Consider the following 14,520-nt stretch of genomic DNA (forward strand, 5'->3'; position numbering starts at 1 on the left):
AGCCTGACGCGAGAAGCATCCTTGACGGTCGAGGGTCCCATGTTACGGTATGCCATATTACGGATGACCGAACGGAGAGCGGAATGCGTCAGGACGGCAGGAACACGGACCGCCAGATCGTGCGGATGGCTCGCCAGGGTCTTTCGGCTCTCCTGGGCGCGACCGCCCTGCTCTGGGCCGCCGGCGCGGTCCAGGCGCAGGATTGCAAGCCGAAGATCGCGGACGCGCTGCTGGTCACGCCGGGCACGCTGACCATGGCGACCAGCCCGACGCTGCCGCCGATGGCCTATGCGGATCCGGACGGCACGCTGAAGGGCCTGCGCATCGAGCTCGGCGCCGAGATCGCCAAGCGCCTGTGCCTGAAGTCCGAATATATCCGGACCGAATACGCCACCATGGTGCCGGGTCTGAAGGGCGGGCGCTGGGACGTGATCAATGCCGGCCTGTTCGTCACCGCCGAACGCCGCAAGATCCTGCTGATGATCCCCTATGAGAGCCTGGCGATCAGCATCTCGACCCAGATGAAGCCGGCCAAGCCGATCACCAAGGTCGACGATCTGGCCGGCCTCACGGTCTCCTCCGACATCGGCGGCTACGCGGAGGCCAAGATCAAGGAGCTCAACAAGGAGTTCAAGGCGCGCGGCCTCGCCGAGATGAACATCAAGCTGTTCGACGGCTACGCCACGGTCTACCAGGCGCTGCGCGCCGGCCAGGTCGATGCCGCGGTATCGATCGATCCGGTCGCCAAGCAGTACCAGGATCGCGGCGAATTCGCCCACGCCCTGTCCGGCATGTACGCCACGCCGGGCTCGCTCTCCATGGAGAAGAAGGAGATCGCCGAGGCGGTCTCCGGCGCGCTCAAGGAGATGAAGGCGGACGGCTGGTTCGACGCCCTGATGAAGCGCTACGGCGTCACCCCCGCGCCGGGCGACCTGAGCGTCCTGCCGCAGGGCTGAGCCCGCCGCTGCCGCGTGCGGTGGCAGCGGCATTCTTTTCTCTTCGCGACGGGAGCCGTGCGTGAAAGCCTGGAACTGGCAGGGATTCTTCGAGTATCTGACGAACACCTACCTGTTCGAAGGTGCTCTGGTCACGCTCGGGCTGACGGCCTTCTCGATGACGGCCGGGTTGATCCTCGGCTTCGTCATCGCGGTCCTGCGCATGTCGCGTTTCCGGGTCCTGTCGACGGCGGCATCCCTCTATATCTGGCTGTTCCGGGGCACGCCGCTGCTGGTCCAGCTGATCATCATCTATACCGGCCTGCCCCAGCTCGGCATCAAGCTGTCGGTGATCCAGTCGACCCTGCTCGGGCTCGCGCTGTGCGAGGCCGCCTATCTCTCCGAGATCGTCCGCGCCGGCATCACCTCGGTGCCGCGCGGCCAGGTCAATGCCGCCCGCGCCATCGGCATGCGCGAGACCCAGATCATGCGCTACGTGATCATGCCGCAGGCGCTCCGGCTGATCATTCCGCCGCTCGGCAATTCGGTCAACAGCGTCCTCAAGACCACGTCGATCGCCTCGATCATCTCGATGGAGGAACTGCTCCGGCGCACCCAGGTGCTGATCCAGGAGAAGTTCCTGGTGCTCGAACTCTTCGTCGTGGCGGCGATCTACTATCTGATCATGACGACCGCGTGGGAATTCGTGCAACGGCGCATCGAGGCGCGCCTCGGCAAGGCCTATGGCCAATCCGCCATGACCGGGCTCTGAGGGAGGCGGCAGGATGAGCGACGCGACACCGATGATCGAGCTTCAGTCGGTCAACAAGTGGTACAGCCCGACCTTCCAGGTCCTGAAGAACTGCAGCCTCACGGTCGGCAAGGGCGAGGTCGTAGTCGTCTGCGGGCCGTCCGGCTCGGGCAAGTCGACCCTGATCAAGTGCATCAACGCATTGGAGGCGGTCAGCGACGGACGCATCCTGGTCGCGGGGGCGGAGGTCACCACGCCGAAGGCCGACCTGCCGGCCCTGCGCGCCCGCGTCGGCATGGTGTTCCAGAGCTTCGAACTCTTCTCGCACATGACCATCCTGGAAAATCTCTGCATCGGCCAGGAGAAGGTGCTCGGCCGCAGCCGCGAGGCCGCGATCGCCAAGGCCAACCAACTGCTCGAACGGGTCGGCATCGCCGGTCAGGCCGGCAAGTATCCGGGCCAGTTGTCCGGCGGCCAGCAGCAGCGCGTCGCCATCGCGCGGGCGCTGGCGATGGATCCGGTCGCGATGCTGTTCGACGAGCCGACCTCCGCGCTCGACCCGGAGATGATCAACGAGGTGCTGGACGTCATGGTCTCGCTCGCCCAGGAGGGCATGACCATGGTGGTGGTGACGCACGAGATGGGCTTCGCCCGCAAGGTGGCGGACCGGATCGTGTTCATGGATGGCGGCGAGATCGTCGAAAGCGCGACGTCCGAGACCTTCTTCGCGGCGCCGCAGACCGACCGCGCGCGCGCCTTCCTGTCGAAGATCCTGCCGCATTGACCCGGCTGCGCGGGGCCCCCGCGCGCCCGACCGCGGCCCATCCGGACCCTCAGCCATGATCAACCGCATTCTCACGCCGCGCGAAATCCTGGTCGGCGGCGGCAGCCGCACGCGCCTGCCGGGCGTCCTGAAGAGCCTCGGCGTCGGCCGGCCGCTGGTCGTCGCCGATCCGGTCATGGCGCGGCTCGGCATGGCCGACGAGATCCTGCGCATCCTGACTGAAGCCGGCATGCCCGGCGCGGTCTTCGCCGACGTGGTCGAGGACCCGACCGACGTCTCGGTCCTGGCGGTCGCGGCCCGGATCGCGGAGGGAAACCACGACGTGGTCGTCGCGCTCGGCGGCGGCAGCGCCATCGACACCGCCAAGGCGGCCGCCATCGTGGCCTCGACCGGCGAGGCCCCGCGCGCCCTGAAGGTGCCGCGCATCGTCGACGAACCGGTCATGCCGGTCGTCGCCCTGCCGACCACGGCCGGCACCGGCGCGGAGGTGACGCGCGCCGCCGTCGTCACCGACACGGCGGCCGAGGAGAAGATGCTGATCCTCGGCACCGCCGCGCTGCCGGCCGCCGCCATCGCCGACTACGAACTGACGCTGACCTGCCCGTTCCGGGTCACCGCCGATACCGGCATCGATGCTCTCACCCACGCGCTCGAGGCGCTGATCAACCGCAACCGCAGTCCGCATGCCGATGCCCTGGCGCTTTCGGCCCTGAAGCTAATCGGCGGCCATCTGGTGCGGGCGGCCGAGCAGGGCGACGATCGCGCCGCGCGCGAAGCCATGATGCTCGGCGCCACCCATGCCGGCCTCGCCGTCTCCAACACCTCGACGGCCCTGATTCATGGCATGAGCCGGCCGATCGGCGCCTTCTTCCACGTGCCGCACGGGCTTTCCAACGCCATGGTGCTGCCGCTGGTGACCCGCTTCTCGCTCGACGCCGCGCCCGACCGTTATGCCGCCGCCGCGCGCGCCCTCGGCTTCGCCGATCCGCCCGCCGACGACGCCACCGCCGCCGCCCTGCTGCCGGAGGCCTTCGCGGCGCTCAACCGGCGCCTGAAGGTGCCGACCCTGGCCGACTATGGCGTCCCGCGCGAGCGCTACATGGCGCTGATCCCCGAGATGGTCCGCCAGGGCCTTGCCTCCGGCACGCCGGGCAACAACCCGCGCATCCCGACCTCGGAGGAATTCGCGGACCTCTACCGGCAGGCCTATGACGGCGAGGGACCGGCCGCCTGAAGCCGCCGGGTCGGTGTCCTGCGCCGGCGCCCGGCGATCCGCCGCGGCGCCGTCCGCCGTTTCGGGCAAGCTCAGAGAAAGCAATGCGCCTCGGCCGGCTCGAAGCCGAGGCGGATCGACTGGCCGCGGGCGAGACCCGATGCGGCCGGATGCCCGAAGGGCAGGCGCACGGCGACCGGCTCTCCCCAAGCGGTGCGGGCGGCGAGATGGATCGAGGCACCCAGGAAGGTGATGTCCTCGACGGTGGCCGGCAACGCGGCGCGGTCTCCGTCCATGGCGGATGACGGCGCCGTCGCCACATCGATGCGTTCCGGCCGCAGCATCAGGCTGGCCTTCACGCCCGTCCGTCCGGGATCGCCATGGATCGGCACGCCGCGCACGATCACGTCCTCGCCGAGCTTCAGGTCGGCACGCCCCTTCCCGGCGGCCGTCACGGTCGCGGTCAGGAAGTCGCTGTCGCCGATGAAGCCGGCGACGAAGCGGGTCGTCGGATGGGCATAGAGCTCCTCGCCGGTGCCGACCTGGTCGATCACGCCCTTAGAGAAGACCGCGATCCGGTCGGACAGGCGCAGCGCCTCCTCCTGGTCGTGCGTCACGTAGAGGATGGTGACGCCGGTCTCCTGGTGGATGCGGCGGATCTCGAACTGGATCTCCTCGCGCAGCTTCTTGTCGAGCGCCGACAGCGGCTCGTCCATCAGCAGCACCGGCGGGTCGTAGACCAGCGCCCGGGCGAGCGCCACGCGTTGCTGCTGGCCGCCGGACATCTGCGCCGGCTTGCGATCCTCGAAGCCTTCGAGCCGCACGAGACGCAGCATGGCCTTCACCTTGGCGTCGATCTCCGCGCGCGGCCGGCGGCGCACGACCAGCGGGAAGGCGACGTTCTCGGCCACGCTCAGATGCGGGAACAGCGTGTAGCGCTGGAACACCATGCCGATCTGCCGATGCTGCGGCGGCGTCGACAGAAGCGAGCGGCCCTCCAGGCGGATGTCGCCAGCGGTCGGCACGTCGAGCCCGGCGAGGATGTAGAGTGTGGTGCTCTTGCCCGATCCGGACGGTCCGAGGAAGGTCATGAACTCCCCGCGCCGGATCTCCAGCCGGACCGCCTCGACGGCGACCACGGGCCCGTATTCGCGACGGATGCCGTCGATCTCCAGATAGGGAGCGGTCACGATCGGGGTCCCTTGCGGATGGCGGATGGGGTCACGACCGGCTCCCTCTGCGGATGACGGCGACGAGAAGCATGAGCAGGATGGTCAGCCCGATCAGCAGCGTGGAGGCGGCCGCGATGACCGGCGTCAGATCCTGCCGGAGCGTCGCCCAGATCTTGACCGGCAGGGTCTGCAGGGTCGGGCTCGCCATGAAGATGGCCAGGACGACCTCGTCCCAGGAGGCGAGGAACGAAAACACCGCCGCCGAAAACAGGCCATGGGCGATGCCCGGCAGCGTCACGCGGACGACCGCCTCCAGCGGCGAGGCGCCGCACAGGATCGCCGCATCCTCGATCGCCTTGTCGAAGCCTTCCAGCGCCGACGTGATGGTCAGGACCGCGAAGGGCAGCGCGACGACCAGATGGGCGATGACGAAGCCGGTCGTGGTGCCGTTGAGGCCGATGCGCAGGAACAGCGCATAGAGGGCGACGGCCAGGATGACCACCGGCAGGATCATCGGCGTCAGGAAGAAGGCCTTCAGCGCCTCCCGGCCCCGGAACGTCCCGCGCACCAGTCCGTAGGCGACGGCGAGACCGATCGCGACGGCCAGAACCGCGACCACGCAGGCGATCACGAAGCTGACCCACGCGGATTCGAGCCAGCGCGGATCGGCGAAGAGCTCCCCGTACCAGCGCGTCGTCCAGGCCGGCGGCGGGAAGATCAGCCATTGCGAGGAGCCGAAGGAGAGCGCCGCGATGAACAGGATCGGCATCAGGAGGTAGACGACGGTCAGCCCGGTGATGCCGACCAGCACCCAGCGCCACCAGCCGAGCCGGTCGAATTGCAGGAGCATGTCAGCGCCCTCCCAGACCGGCCGTGCCGAACAGGCGCAGCTGCAGCGCATAGAGGGCGAGCGTGACCACGAGCAGCACCAGCGCGGCCGCCCCGCCCATGCCCCAGTTGACCAGCGACTGGACGAACTGCGCGATCAGTTCGGCGAGCATCATGTTGGCGGTGCCGCCGAGCAGCGCCGGCGTGACGAAATAGCCGAGCGACATGACGAAGACCATCAGCGCCCCGGCCGCCATGCCGGGCGCGACAAGCGGGATGAGCACGAGGCGCAACGCCTGGAAGCGCGAGGCGCCGCACAGCGCCGCCGCCTGCAGGATGGCCGGGTCGATCCGGCGGATGACGCCGTAGAGCGGCAGCACCACGAAAGGCAGCATGATGTAGGTCATGCCGATGGTGACGCCGGTGAGGTTGTTGACCATCGGCAGCGGCGCGTCGATCAGCCCGAGCCCGATCAGGCTCTTGTTGATGACGCCGGTCCGCTGCAGCAGGACCATCCACGCATAGGTGCGGGTCAGGAGGTTGGTCCACATGGACAGGATCAGCACGCCGAAGATCGGCTGGGCGATCCGGGGCGGCAGGATCGCCAGCGTCCAGGCGACCGGGAAGCCGATCGCCAGGCTGACCAGCGTCACCACGGCGGAGACCAGGAAGGTGTTGAAGAAGATCTTCAGGTAGGTGCCGGACCCGATCAGCGCCGCATAGTTGGCGAGGCCGGGTTCCGGCTCCAGCACGCTGCGCAGCAGGAGCGCCAGGACCGGCAGGGCAAAGAAGACGACGAGCAGCAGGAGCCCCGGCACGACGAGGGCGAAAGGCCCGGCGGGCAGCCGCCGGGGCCGGCCGGGCGCCAGGCCCGTCCCCCCCTCGATCGCTGCCGCCTGCCGTGTCACGCCCGCCATGTCCCGGTCGCTCCCCTGCCCCGTCGGTTCAGTCGGCGAGGCCCGTCGCCCGGCCTGCCCCAGTCATCTGGCCTACCCGCTTACTTCGCCTGCCCGCTTACTTCGCCTGCCAGGCGTACCAGCGCGTGCCGATGGCATCGCGGTTCTTGGCCCAGTAGGTCATGTCGGCATTGATCTGCTTGGCGGTCTGCTGGTCCGGCAGGGTCTTGGCGAGCGCCGGGTCCATCAGGGCCGGCGAGCCGAGATTGGTCGGCGCATAGCCCGACGCCGCGGCAAACTCGGCCTGCGCCTTGGCCGACGACGCGTAGGCGATGAACTTCATCGCGGCCGCCTTGTTCTTCGAGCCCTTCGGCACGACCAGCGAGTCCGCCGCGGTGATGTTGCCGTCCCACGACACCGAGACTTTCACGCCGGTCTTCTCCAGCGCGGTCAGCCGGCCGTTCCAGAAGGAGCCGAACGGCGCCTCGGCGGAGGCCAGCAGCTGCTGCGACTGGGCGCCGCCGGTCCACCAGACGATGTCCTTCTTGATCGTGTCGAGCTTCTTGAAGGCCCGGTCGAGATCGAGCGGGTAGAGCTTGTCGGCGGCGACGCCGTCGGCGAGCAGGGCCGCCTCGATCACGCCGGGCGCCGACCACTTGTAGAAGGCGCGCTTGCCGGGGAACTTGGCCGTGTCGAACAGATCGGCCCAGGTCTTCGGACAGGCCTTGACGGCATCCTGATTGCAGCCGATCACGAAGGAATAATAGAAGCTGCCGACCGAGTAGTCGGTCACGAAGCGCGGATCGAGCTTCGACTTGTCGATCACCGAGAAGTCGAGCTTTTCGAGCACCCCCGCATCACCCGCCTGGACGGCATAGTCGCCTTCCACGTCGACCACGTCCCAGGCGACCTTGCCGGCCTCGACCATGGCCTTGATCTTGCCGTAGTCGGTCGGGCCGTCCTGCAGGACCGAAAGGCCGGCCTTCTCGGCCCAGGCCGCCTTCTGGGCGTCCTGGGTGGTGCCGCCCCAGCTGACGAACACCATGTCGGCGGCGAGTGCGGGCGCGGCGAGCCCGACGGCAGCGGCAAAGGCCGCGCAAGCGATCACGTTCCTCATGTCCCTCAATCCTTTGCTGCGTGCATTCCGGGCCGCCCCGCATCCGACGGGACGCAGTCGGCGGCCTGCCTCATCGATTCCGCGGCAAATCTTCTTGTCTTTGGGCAGGCGGTCCTGCCGGGATGACGCGACGGGCGGCGCGCGGCCGCCTCAGCGCATCACGAAGGGGTCGGGGATCGGCGCGTCCGAGGTCCTGAGCCAGATCGACTTGGTGCGGGTGTAGTCGAGCGCGGCGGCGAGCCCGCCCTCGCGGCCGTGGCCGGAGAGCTTGGTGCCGCCGAACGGGGCGATCGGCGAGACGGCGCGGTAGGTGTTGACCCAGACGATGCCGGTCCGGAGCCCGCGCATCATGCGGTGCGCCCGGGTCAGGTTCTGGGTGAAGAGCCCGGCGGCGAGGCCGTAGAGCGTGTCGTTGGCGATCCTGAGCGCCTCGGCCTCGGTCTCGAAGGAGACCACCGACAGGACAGGCCCGAAGAATTCCTCGGCGAGCGCCGGCGCGTCGGTGCCGTCGCAGTCGAGGATAGTCGGCGGATAGTAGAAACCTTCCCCGACCGGTGTGCTGCCGCCGGCGACGAGCCGCGCGCCGGCCGCGACCGAGCGGGCGACCAGGGCCTCGATATGCTGGCGCTGGCGCGCCGTGCACAGCGGGCCGACCTCGGTCGCCATGTCGAGCGGGCCGCCGATCCGGACGGCTTCCGCCCGGTCCTTCAGGAGGGCTAGGAAGCGGTCCTTGACCGAGCGCTCAACCACGAGCCGGGAGCCGGCGACGCAGCTCTGGCCGGTGGCGGCAAAGATGCCGGCCACCTGGGCGTTGGCGGCGCTGTCGAGATCGGCATCGGCAAAGACGATGAAAGGCGACTTGCCGCCGAGTTCCAGCGAGGTCGAGGCGAGGTTTTCGGCCGAATGGCGCACGATGTGGCGCGCGGTCGCCGGGCCGCCCGTGAAGGCGATATGGGCGACCTTGGGATGGCTGGCCAGCGCCGCCCCGCAAGTATGGCCGAAGCCGGTGATGACATTGACCACGCCCGCAGGGAAGCCAGCCTCGTGGACGAGCCGGGCAAAGGCCAGCAGAGGCGCCGGTCCGTCCTCGGAGGCCTTGACCACCAGGGTGCAGCCGGCGGCGAGCGCCGGGCCGATCTTGACCGCAGCCAGGAACAATTGGCTGTTCCACGGCACGATCGCGGCGACCACCCCGATCGGCTCGCGCCGAAGCCAAACCTCCATGTCGGGCTTGTCGATCGGCAGCACGCTGCCTTCGATCTTGTCGGCAAGGCCGGCATAGTAGCGGTAATATTCCGCCACATAGGCGATCTGCGCGGAGGTCTCGCGGATGATCTTGCCGGTGTCGCGGGTCTCCAGCTCGGCCAGTTCGCCGGCATGGGCGGCGACCAGATCGGCGAGACGATAGAGGAGCCGGCCGCGCTGGGACGCGGTCATGGTCGCCCACGGCCCCTCGGTGAGCGCCCGCTCGGCGGCGACAACCGCGCGGTCGACATCGCCGGCCCGGGCCTCGGGCATGGTCGCCCAGGGCAGGCCGGTGGCCGGATCGAGACTTTCGAACCGGGCCTCGCCGGGCTCGAAGTGACCGTCCAGATAGGCGTCGAAGGCTTGCATGGGGGTCACTCCGCGAAGGCCGGCATGACATCGGCGATGAAACGCTCCAGCGAGGCGCGCTTGCGCTCGAAGCTCATGCCGGTATCGATCCACAGCGAGAATTCGTCGTAGCCGAGCGCCTCGTAGCGCTTCAGCCGCTCGATCACCTCGTCGGCGGTGCCGACCGGCAGGTTGCGGCGCATGACCTCGGGCGAGACCTGCGGGTTCGCCGCCAGATCGGCCTCGGTCAGGGTCTCGATCAGGCCTTGCCGGATCGGGCGCTGGTTCTTGAACCAGGCGAAGAAGTAGTTGTAGTAGACGCTCATCTCGCGGACCGCCTGCGCGATGTCGTCCGCATCGGTACCGACATAGCCGTGCGTCAGCAGCATGATCTTCGGCCGCGGCTCTTCCGGGTATTTGGCGCAGGCGGCATTGAACTTGCCCATCAGGCCGGCGACTTCGTCGTCGCCGTTCCACAGCGGCGTGACCTTGACGTTGCAGCCGTTGGCCACCGCGAATTCGTGGCTGTTGGGGTCGCGCGCGGCGATCCAGAGCGGCGGATGCGGCTGCTGGATCGGCTTCGGTGCCGAGGTGGTCGACGGGAACTGCCAGAATTCGCCGTCATGGGCGTAGTCGCCGGCCCAGAGGCCCTTGATGGCCGGCACCAGTTCGCGCATCCGCTGCCCGGCCTGCCAGGCATCGAGACCGGGCATCAGGCGCTCGTATTCGAACGTGTAGGCGCCGCGGGCGATGCCGACATCGAGCCGGCCGCCGGTGATGATGTCGGTCATCGCGGCTTCGCCGGCGAGCTTGATCGGGTGCCAGAAGGGGGCGATCACGGTGGACGTACCGAGCCGCACAGTCTTCGTCCGCCGCGCCAGATCGGCGAGATTGATGAAGGGGTTCGGGGCGATGGTGAATTCCATGCCGTGGTGTTCGCCGGTCCAGATGGCGGTCATGCCGCCCTGGTCGGCGATCTCGCACAGGCGGCAGAACTCCTCGTAGAGCTGCGCGTGGCTCTCAGACGCATCAAGCCGTTCCATGTGGACGAAGAGCGAGAATTTCATCGCGTCACGCCTCCCGAGACAGCGGGTGGACCCGCCCGGCGGTTTCATTGCCGACATAAAGGCCGAAATTGCCGAGTGCGCTCTCGGCCGCGTAGCGACGCAGGATGTCGGCCGTCTGGGCGGTGTCGAGCCGGTCGAAAGGCAGGCGGTCGAGGCCGAAGAGGCGGCCGCGCGCCGGCACGCCCTCCCCGAGCGCGACGCGATAGACGACATGCTGGCGCCCGGCGGCGCGGTCCTGGTAGACCGAAAACAGGAAGCCGACCGTGGCGGCGAGCCCGATCCCGCCCTGGATCAGATCGACGATCCGGCGCGGCGCGGTGCCCTCGACGACGGTGCAGCGCGGCAGTCCGAGCCGGCCGGCCGCATCCTCGACGAGCAGCACGGCCCCGCCGCGCTCGGCGACAGCCGCCGCCTCGACCACGCCCTCGCCCGCCGCGCCCGAGGCCTTGGCCTCCATCGCGGCGGTGAAATAGCCGCCGCGCGCATAGCCGAGGCCGTTCAGCCCCGCATTCTCGAAGGCCTCGACCCGGCCGATCAGGATGGCATGGTCGCCCGCCTCGATGACCCGTTCGGCCGTGCAGTCGAACCATGCGGCGGCGCCGGGGAAGACCGGCGCGCCGTTCGGCCCCGTCATCCAGTCGACCGACGCGAAGCGGTCCTCGACCGGGCGCGCGAAGGTGTTGGAAACCTCCTTCTGGGTCTCGGCCAGCACGTTGACGGCGAAGCCGGAGGCACCCGTGAAGACGGCGTAGTTGCGCGACGAGCGGGCGATGCAGACGAGCAGCAGTGGCGGATCGAGAGACACCGAGGCGAAGGAATTGGCCGTGAAGCCGACCGGGCGGCCGTCCGCGTCGTGGCTGGTGACGACCGTCACCCCGGTCATGAAGGCGCCGAAGGCGTTGCGCAGCTGGCGGGGATCGAGACCGGGTCCGTTCATCGGATGCCTCAGCGTTTCAGCCAGTCGGCCAGCACGGCATTGACGGTGTCCGGCGCGGTCAGCGTGACCATGTGCCGGTGGCCCGGGACGATCACCGCCGCGCCGCGCGGCGCCGCAGCCGCCATCGCCTCGGCCATGGCGGGCGTGGAGTTCGGATCCTCACGCCCCGTCAGGAACAGGGCCGGACAGGCGACCCGGGGCCAAGCGTCGGCATAGACCGCGTCGCCCGACGCGAAGGCCGAATAGGCGGTGGCATAGGCGGCCGGATCGACGCCGGCGAGCCAGTCCCGCGTCTGCCGGCGCGCCTCGGCGACCGCCGGATCGTCGCCGAACCAGCGCTGCAGCGGACCATCGACATCGATCCCCTCGGCGGCGATCAGCCGGGCGCGTGCCAGTACGGCCGCGCTCGCCGCCGGATCGCGGCGATGCACGCCGTTGACCAAGGCGACCCGGGCGATCCGGTCGCCGAAGGTGGCGGCCGCGCCACCCGCGATCAGGGCCCCCATGGAGTGGCCGGCCAGGTTGACGCGGTCGAGCCCGATCTCGTCGAGCGTGCGGCCGAGCCAGGTGACGAAGGCCGGCAGCGCCGAGCCCGGCGCGATCGGCGCACTGTCGCCATGGCCCGGCATGTCGAGCGCGATGACGCGATGGGTCTGCCGCAAGGCCGCGATCTGGGGCAGCCAGGCTTCGAGCCGCAGCCCGACGCCATGGATCAGGACCAGCGGCTCGCCCCGCCCGGTCTCCCAATAGGCCGCGCCGGATGGCGTCCTAGACCGCTGCGGGGTTGTCCAGATCATTCCCGAGATCCTTCAGGTCCTGATAGCGGTCGCCGATGCGGTGGTGCGGGCGCCCGCCGACCGAGGCGCCGAGCGCGACGACGATCTCGTCGGCGGCCGGGGCATCCGGAATGGCGGTCTGGATGGTCAGATAGTGGGAGCGGCGGCCCTCGTCGGCCTTGTCCATCAGCGGGATCATCAGCGGTGCATTGGCCGGACCGCGCGTGTTGGTGAAGGACAGATAGGACTTGGCGCCGACCGCCTGGCGGTAGTGATTGCCGAAGCGGAGCGTGTGGATCAGCGCCGAGGCATGCTCGATCTCGCCGTCGAGGCCGACCAGCGCCGCCTTGCCGTACCCCTCCACCGCCGCGCCCGAACCGACCGCGCCGAGGATCATGTCGGTCAGGAGCTTGCCGAGAACCGGCGCCGCCGCATGGATCGCCGGCTTCAGATCCTCGACGAAACCCTGGCCGGCCCAGGGATTCTTGATCACCGCCAGGGCCGCATAGAGCACCAGCGGCCGCGGGGCCGTCCGACCGCCCTCGACCAGCGTCGTTTCGACCTGAAGCAGCGTCTTCCTGATCACGAGTGCCATTCTGTCGACCTACCATCATCTCGTCATACGGATTATGGTATGCCAAAATTCTGAACGTCAAGGGGCCATCAGAAAGACGACCGCAAGATTTTTCGTCGAACTGAAGCCTTTATGAAAGCAACGCGTTGCGGCCGCACCAGCCTTTCGGCCGGAACGGCTTCCGCTCACGCGTCTCCCTGAAATTCCATGGTATCGCTTGAAAATGATCGCCCCTCGAAGGGCAATATTGGAAAGCACAAAAACAAGACATGACTCGAACACGACGTCGAGCGTGGTCCCTCGTGACGCATTCTTTTGAACGCTGACGCTGGACTCAATCTCGCAGCATCATCCGAAGCCGGCATGGCGAGTAGCACCGGCCCGCCGCCGGCCCGGCTCCGATGCCCCGTTCGATACCGAGCCGGGCTTGCCGCCCGGCCCGGTTCCGGCCCGACCTCACACGTCGAGCGTCGTCTCGCGCTCCCAGGCGGTGAAATGGCTGCAGTAGGACTGCCATTCGCCGTGCTTCAGTTTCAGATAGGCAGCCGAGAATTCGGTGCCGAGCGCGGCCTGCAGCGACGGGTCCTTCTCGAACTCGCGCAGCGCATCGAGCAGGTTCAAGGGCAGCTTCGGCGCCCCCGTCACCTTGTGGCCCTCGGCATACATGTCGATGTCGGAGTGCGGCCCCGGATCGGCCGAGGTGGCGAGGCCCTCGAGGCCGGCGGCGATGATGATCGCCTGCAGCAGATAGGGGTTCACGGCGCCGTCGGGCAGGCGCAATTCGAAGCGGCCGGGGCCGGGCACGCGCACCATGTGGGTGCGGTTGTTGCCGGTCCAGGTCACGGTGTTGGGCGACCAGGTCGCGCCCGAGATGGTGCGCGGCGCATTGATTCGCTTGTAGGAATTGACCGTCGGATTGGTGATCGCGGCGAGCGCGGAGGCATGCTTCATGATGCCGCCGAGGAAGGCCTTGCCGGCCGCCGACAAGCCGAACGGCATCGCCTTGTCGGCAAAGGCGTTGACCTGGCCGGCCAGGTCCCAGACCGAGATGTGGCAGTGGCAGCCGTTGCCGGTCAGCCCCTTGAACGGCTTGGGCATGAAGGTCGCGCGCAGGCCGTGCTTCTCGGCGATCGAGCGGACCATGAACTTGAAGAAGGAATGCTTGTCGGCGGTGGCGAGCGCGTCGTCATACTCCCAGTTCATCTCGAACTGGCCGTTCGCGTCCTCGTGGTCGTTCTGGTAGGGCTTCCAGCCGAGCGCCAGCATGGCATCGCAGATCTCGGCGATCACGTCGTAGCGGCGCAGCAGGGCCTGCTGGTCGTAGCAGGGCTTCTCGGCCATGTCGGCGGCATCCGAGATGGCCGACCCGTCCGGCGTGATCAGGAAGAACTCGGCCTCGACGCCGGTCTTGACGCGGTAGCCGGCGGCCCGGGCGGCCTCGACCTGCCGCTTCAGCACGATGCGCGGCGCCTGCGCGACCGGCTCGCCCTCCATGGAGAGATCGGCCGCCACCCAGGCGACTTCGGGCTTCCAGGGCAGCTGGATGACCGAGGCCGGATCGGGGATCGCGAACAGATCCGGATGGGCCGGCGTCAGGTCGAGCCAGGTGGCGAAGCCGGCAAAGCCGGCGCCCTCGGCCTGCATGTCGGCGATCGCCTGGCGCGGCACCAGCTTGGCGCGCTGGGCGCCGAACAGGTCCGTGTAGGAGATCATGAAATACTTGACACCGCGCTCGGCGGCGAAGGCGGCCAGATCCTGTGCCATGACGTCCCTCTTGTCGGCCCGCACACCCCCGGGCGGTAGCCTCGTCTCGACGCGTCGGCCCTGCGCCCGACGGCGGAGCCGGATGCAAATTCCGTGACGGCCGCCGCGCGGCG

At 68.7% G+C, this 14,520-nt stretch carries 14 protein-coding genes; 4 read left to right on the plus strand and 10 right to left on the minus strand.

All coding sequences use genetic code 11. The features are described from left to right. Positions 1–125 precede the first annotated feature (125 nt). From KL771_RS03440 to KL771_RS03455, 4 genes are all read left to right on the plus strand, one after another. The gene (locus tag KL771_RS03440; protein ID WP_315901481.1) at positions 126–956 is read left to right on the plus strand and encodes an ABC transporter substrate-binding protein; all 831 of its coding nucleotides are present in this window, start codon (positions 126–128) and stop codon (positions 954–956) included. A 61-nt stretch (positions 957–1,017) separates the two neighbouring features. Then, on the plus strand, positions 1,018–1,707 hold the full coding sequence (locus KL771_RS03445; RefSeq protein ID WP_261967171.1) for an amino acid ABC transporter permease: 690 nt from the start codon (positions 1,018–1,020) through the stop codon (positions 1,705–1,707). A gap of 31 nt (positions 1,708–1,738) precedes the next feature. Further along, the gene (locus KL771_RS03450) at positions 1,739–2,470 is read left to right on the plus strand and encodes an amino acid ABC transporter ATP-binding protein (protein ID WP_261967622.1); all 732 of its coding nucleotides are present in this window, start codon (positions 1,739–1,741) and stop codon (positions 2,468–2,470) included. Between the two features lie 55 nt (positions 2,471–2,525). Then, a complete protein-coding gene (locus KL771_RS03455) occupies positions 2,526–3,704 on the plus strand; it encodes an iron-containing alcohol dehydrogenase (RefSeq protein WP_261967172.1) in 1,179 nt (392 codons plus the stop codon). 71 nt (positions 3,705–3,775) lie between these two features. Here KL771_RS03455 and KL771_RS03460 read toward each other — a convergent pair whose 3' ends face one another. From KL771_RS03460 to glnT, 10 genes are all read right to left on the minus strand, one after another. Further along, the gene (locus KL771_RS03460) at positions 3,776–4,873 is read right to left on the minus strand and encodes an ABC transporter ATP-binding protein (protein ID WP_261967173.1); all 1,098 of its coding nucleotides are present in this window, start codon (positions 4,871–4,873) and stop codon (positions 3,776–3,778) included. A 31-nt stretch (positions 4,874–4,904) separates the two neighbouring features. Continuing rightward, on the minus strand, positions 4,905–5,705 hold the full coding sequence (locus KL771_RS03465; protein ID WP_261967174.1) for an ABC transporter permease: 801 nt from the start codon (positions 5,703–5,705) through the stop codon (positions 4,905–4,907). 1 nt (position 5,706) lies between these two features. Continuing rightward, positions 5,707–6,600 (minus strand): ABC transporter permease, encoded by an 894-nt coding sequence (locus KL771_RS03470; RefSeq protein ID WP_261967175.1) that lies wholly within the window; start codon positions 6,598–6,600, stop codon positions 5,707–5,709. A gap of 97 nt (positions 6,601–6,697) precedes the next feature. Next, complete coding sequence (locus KL771_RS03475) at positions 6,698–7,696, minus strand: ABC transporter substrate-binding protein (protein WP_261967176.1); 999 nt, start codon at positions 7,694–7,696, stop codon at positions 6,698–6,700. A gap of 150 nt (positions 7,697–7,846) precedes the next feature. After that, positions 7,847–9,310, minus strand: a complete 1,464-nt coding sequence (locus tag KL771_RS03480; protein ID WP_261967177.1) for an aldehyde dehydrogenase — start codon at positions 9,308–9,310, stop codon at positions 7,847–7,849. A 5-nt stretch (positions 9,311–9,315) separates the two neighbouring features. Next, positions 9,316–10,356 carry an LLM class flavin-dependent oxidoreductase gene (locus tag KL771_RS03485; RefSeq protein ID WP_261967178.1) on the minus strand — a complete coding sequence of 347 codons (1,041 nt, stop codon included), beginning with the start codon at positions 10,354–10,356 and terminating at the stop codon, positions 9,316–9,318. Positions 10,357–10,360: 4 nt separating this feature from the next. Further along, positions 10,361–11,293, minus strand: a complete 933-nt coding sequence (locus KL771_RS03490) for a flavin reductase family protein (RefSeq protein ID WP_261967179.1) — start codon at positions 11,291–11,293, stop codon at positions 10,361–10,363. Between the two features lie 8 nt (positions 11,294–11,301). After that, positions 11,302–12,090 carry an alpha/beta fold hydrolase gene (locus tag KL771_RS03495; RefSeq protein WP_261967180.1) on the minus strand — a complete coding sequence of 263 codons (789 nt, stop codon included), beginning with the start codon at positions 12,088–12,090 and terminating at the stop codon, positions 11,302–11,304. Then, positions 12,062–12,664 (minus strand): amino acid synthesis family protein, encoded by a 603-nt coding sequence (locus KL771_RS03500; RefSeq protein ID WP_261967181.1) that lies wholly within the window; start codon positions 12,662–12,664, stop codon positions 12,062–12,064. The genes KL771_RS03495 and KL771_RS03500 overlap by 29 nt, the downstream gene beginning before the upstream one ends. A 435-nt stretch (positions 12,665–13,099) precedes the next feature. Further along, the gene (glnT, locus tag KL771_RS03505) at positions 13,100–14,407 is read right to left on the minus strand and encodes a type III glutamate--ammonia ligase (protein ID WP_261967182.1); all 1,308 of its coding nucleotides are present in this window, start codon (positions 14,405–14,407) and stop codon (positions 13,100–13,102) included. Positions 14,408–14,520: the final 113 nt, after the last annotated feature.

Source organism: Prosthecodimorpha staleyi, from assembly GCF_018729455.1.
In the GTDB taxonomy this organism is placed as follows: Bacteria; Pseudomonadota; Alphaproteobacteria; order Rhizobiales; family Ancalomicrobiaceae; genus Prosthecodimorpha; species Prosthecodimorpha staleyi.

Coding starts and splice junctions, on each gene's coding strand:
- KL771_RS03440 (WP_315901481.1), top strand. CDS start 126: ATGGCTCGCCAGGGTCTTTCGGCTCTCCTGGGCGCGACCGCCCTGCTC.
- KL771_RS03450 (WP_261967622.1), top strand. CDS start 1,739: ATGATCGAGCTTCAGTCGGTCAACAAGTGGTACAGCCCGACCTTCCAG.
- KL771_RS03455 (WP_261967172.1), top strand. CDS start 2,526: ATGATCAACCGCATTCTCACGCCGCGCGAAATCCTGGTCGGCGGCGGC.
- KL771_RS03465 (WP_261967174.1), bottom strand. CDS start 5,705: ATGCTCCTGCAATTCGACCGGCTCGGCTGGTGGCGCTGGGTGCTGGTC.
- KL771_RS03470 (WP_261967175.1), bottom strand. CDS start 6,600: ATGGCGGGCGTGACACGGCAGGCGGCAGCGATCGAGGGGGGGACGGGC.
- KL771_RS03475 (WP_261967176.1), bottom strand. CDS start 7,696: ATGAGGAACGTGATCGCTTGCGCGGCCTTTGCCGCTGCCGTCGGGCTC.
- KL771_RS03480 (WP_261967177.1), bottom strand. CDS start 9,310: ATGCAAGCCTTCGACGCCTATCTGGACGGTCACTTCGAGCCCGGCGAG.
- KL771_RS03485 (WP_261967178.1), bottom strand. CDS start 10,356: ATGAAATTCTCGCTCTTCGTCCACATGGAACGGCTTGATGCGTCTGAG.
- KL771_RS03490 (WP_261967179.1), bottom strand. CDS start 11,293: ATGAACGGACCCGGTCTCGATCCCCGCCAGCTGCGCAACGCCTTCGGC.
- KL771_RS03495 (WP_261967180.1), bottom strand. CDS start 12,090: ATGATCTGGACAACCCCGCAGCGGTCTAGGACGCCATCCGGCGCGGCC.
- KL771_RS03500 (WP_261967181.1), bottom strand. CDS start 12,664: ATGGCACTCGTGATCAGGAAGACGCTGCTTCAGGTCGAAACGACGCTG.
- glnT (WP_261967182.1), bottom strand. CDS start 14,407: ATGGCACAGGATCTGGCCGCCTTCGCCGCCGAGCGCGGTGTCAAGTAT.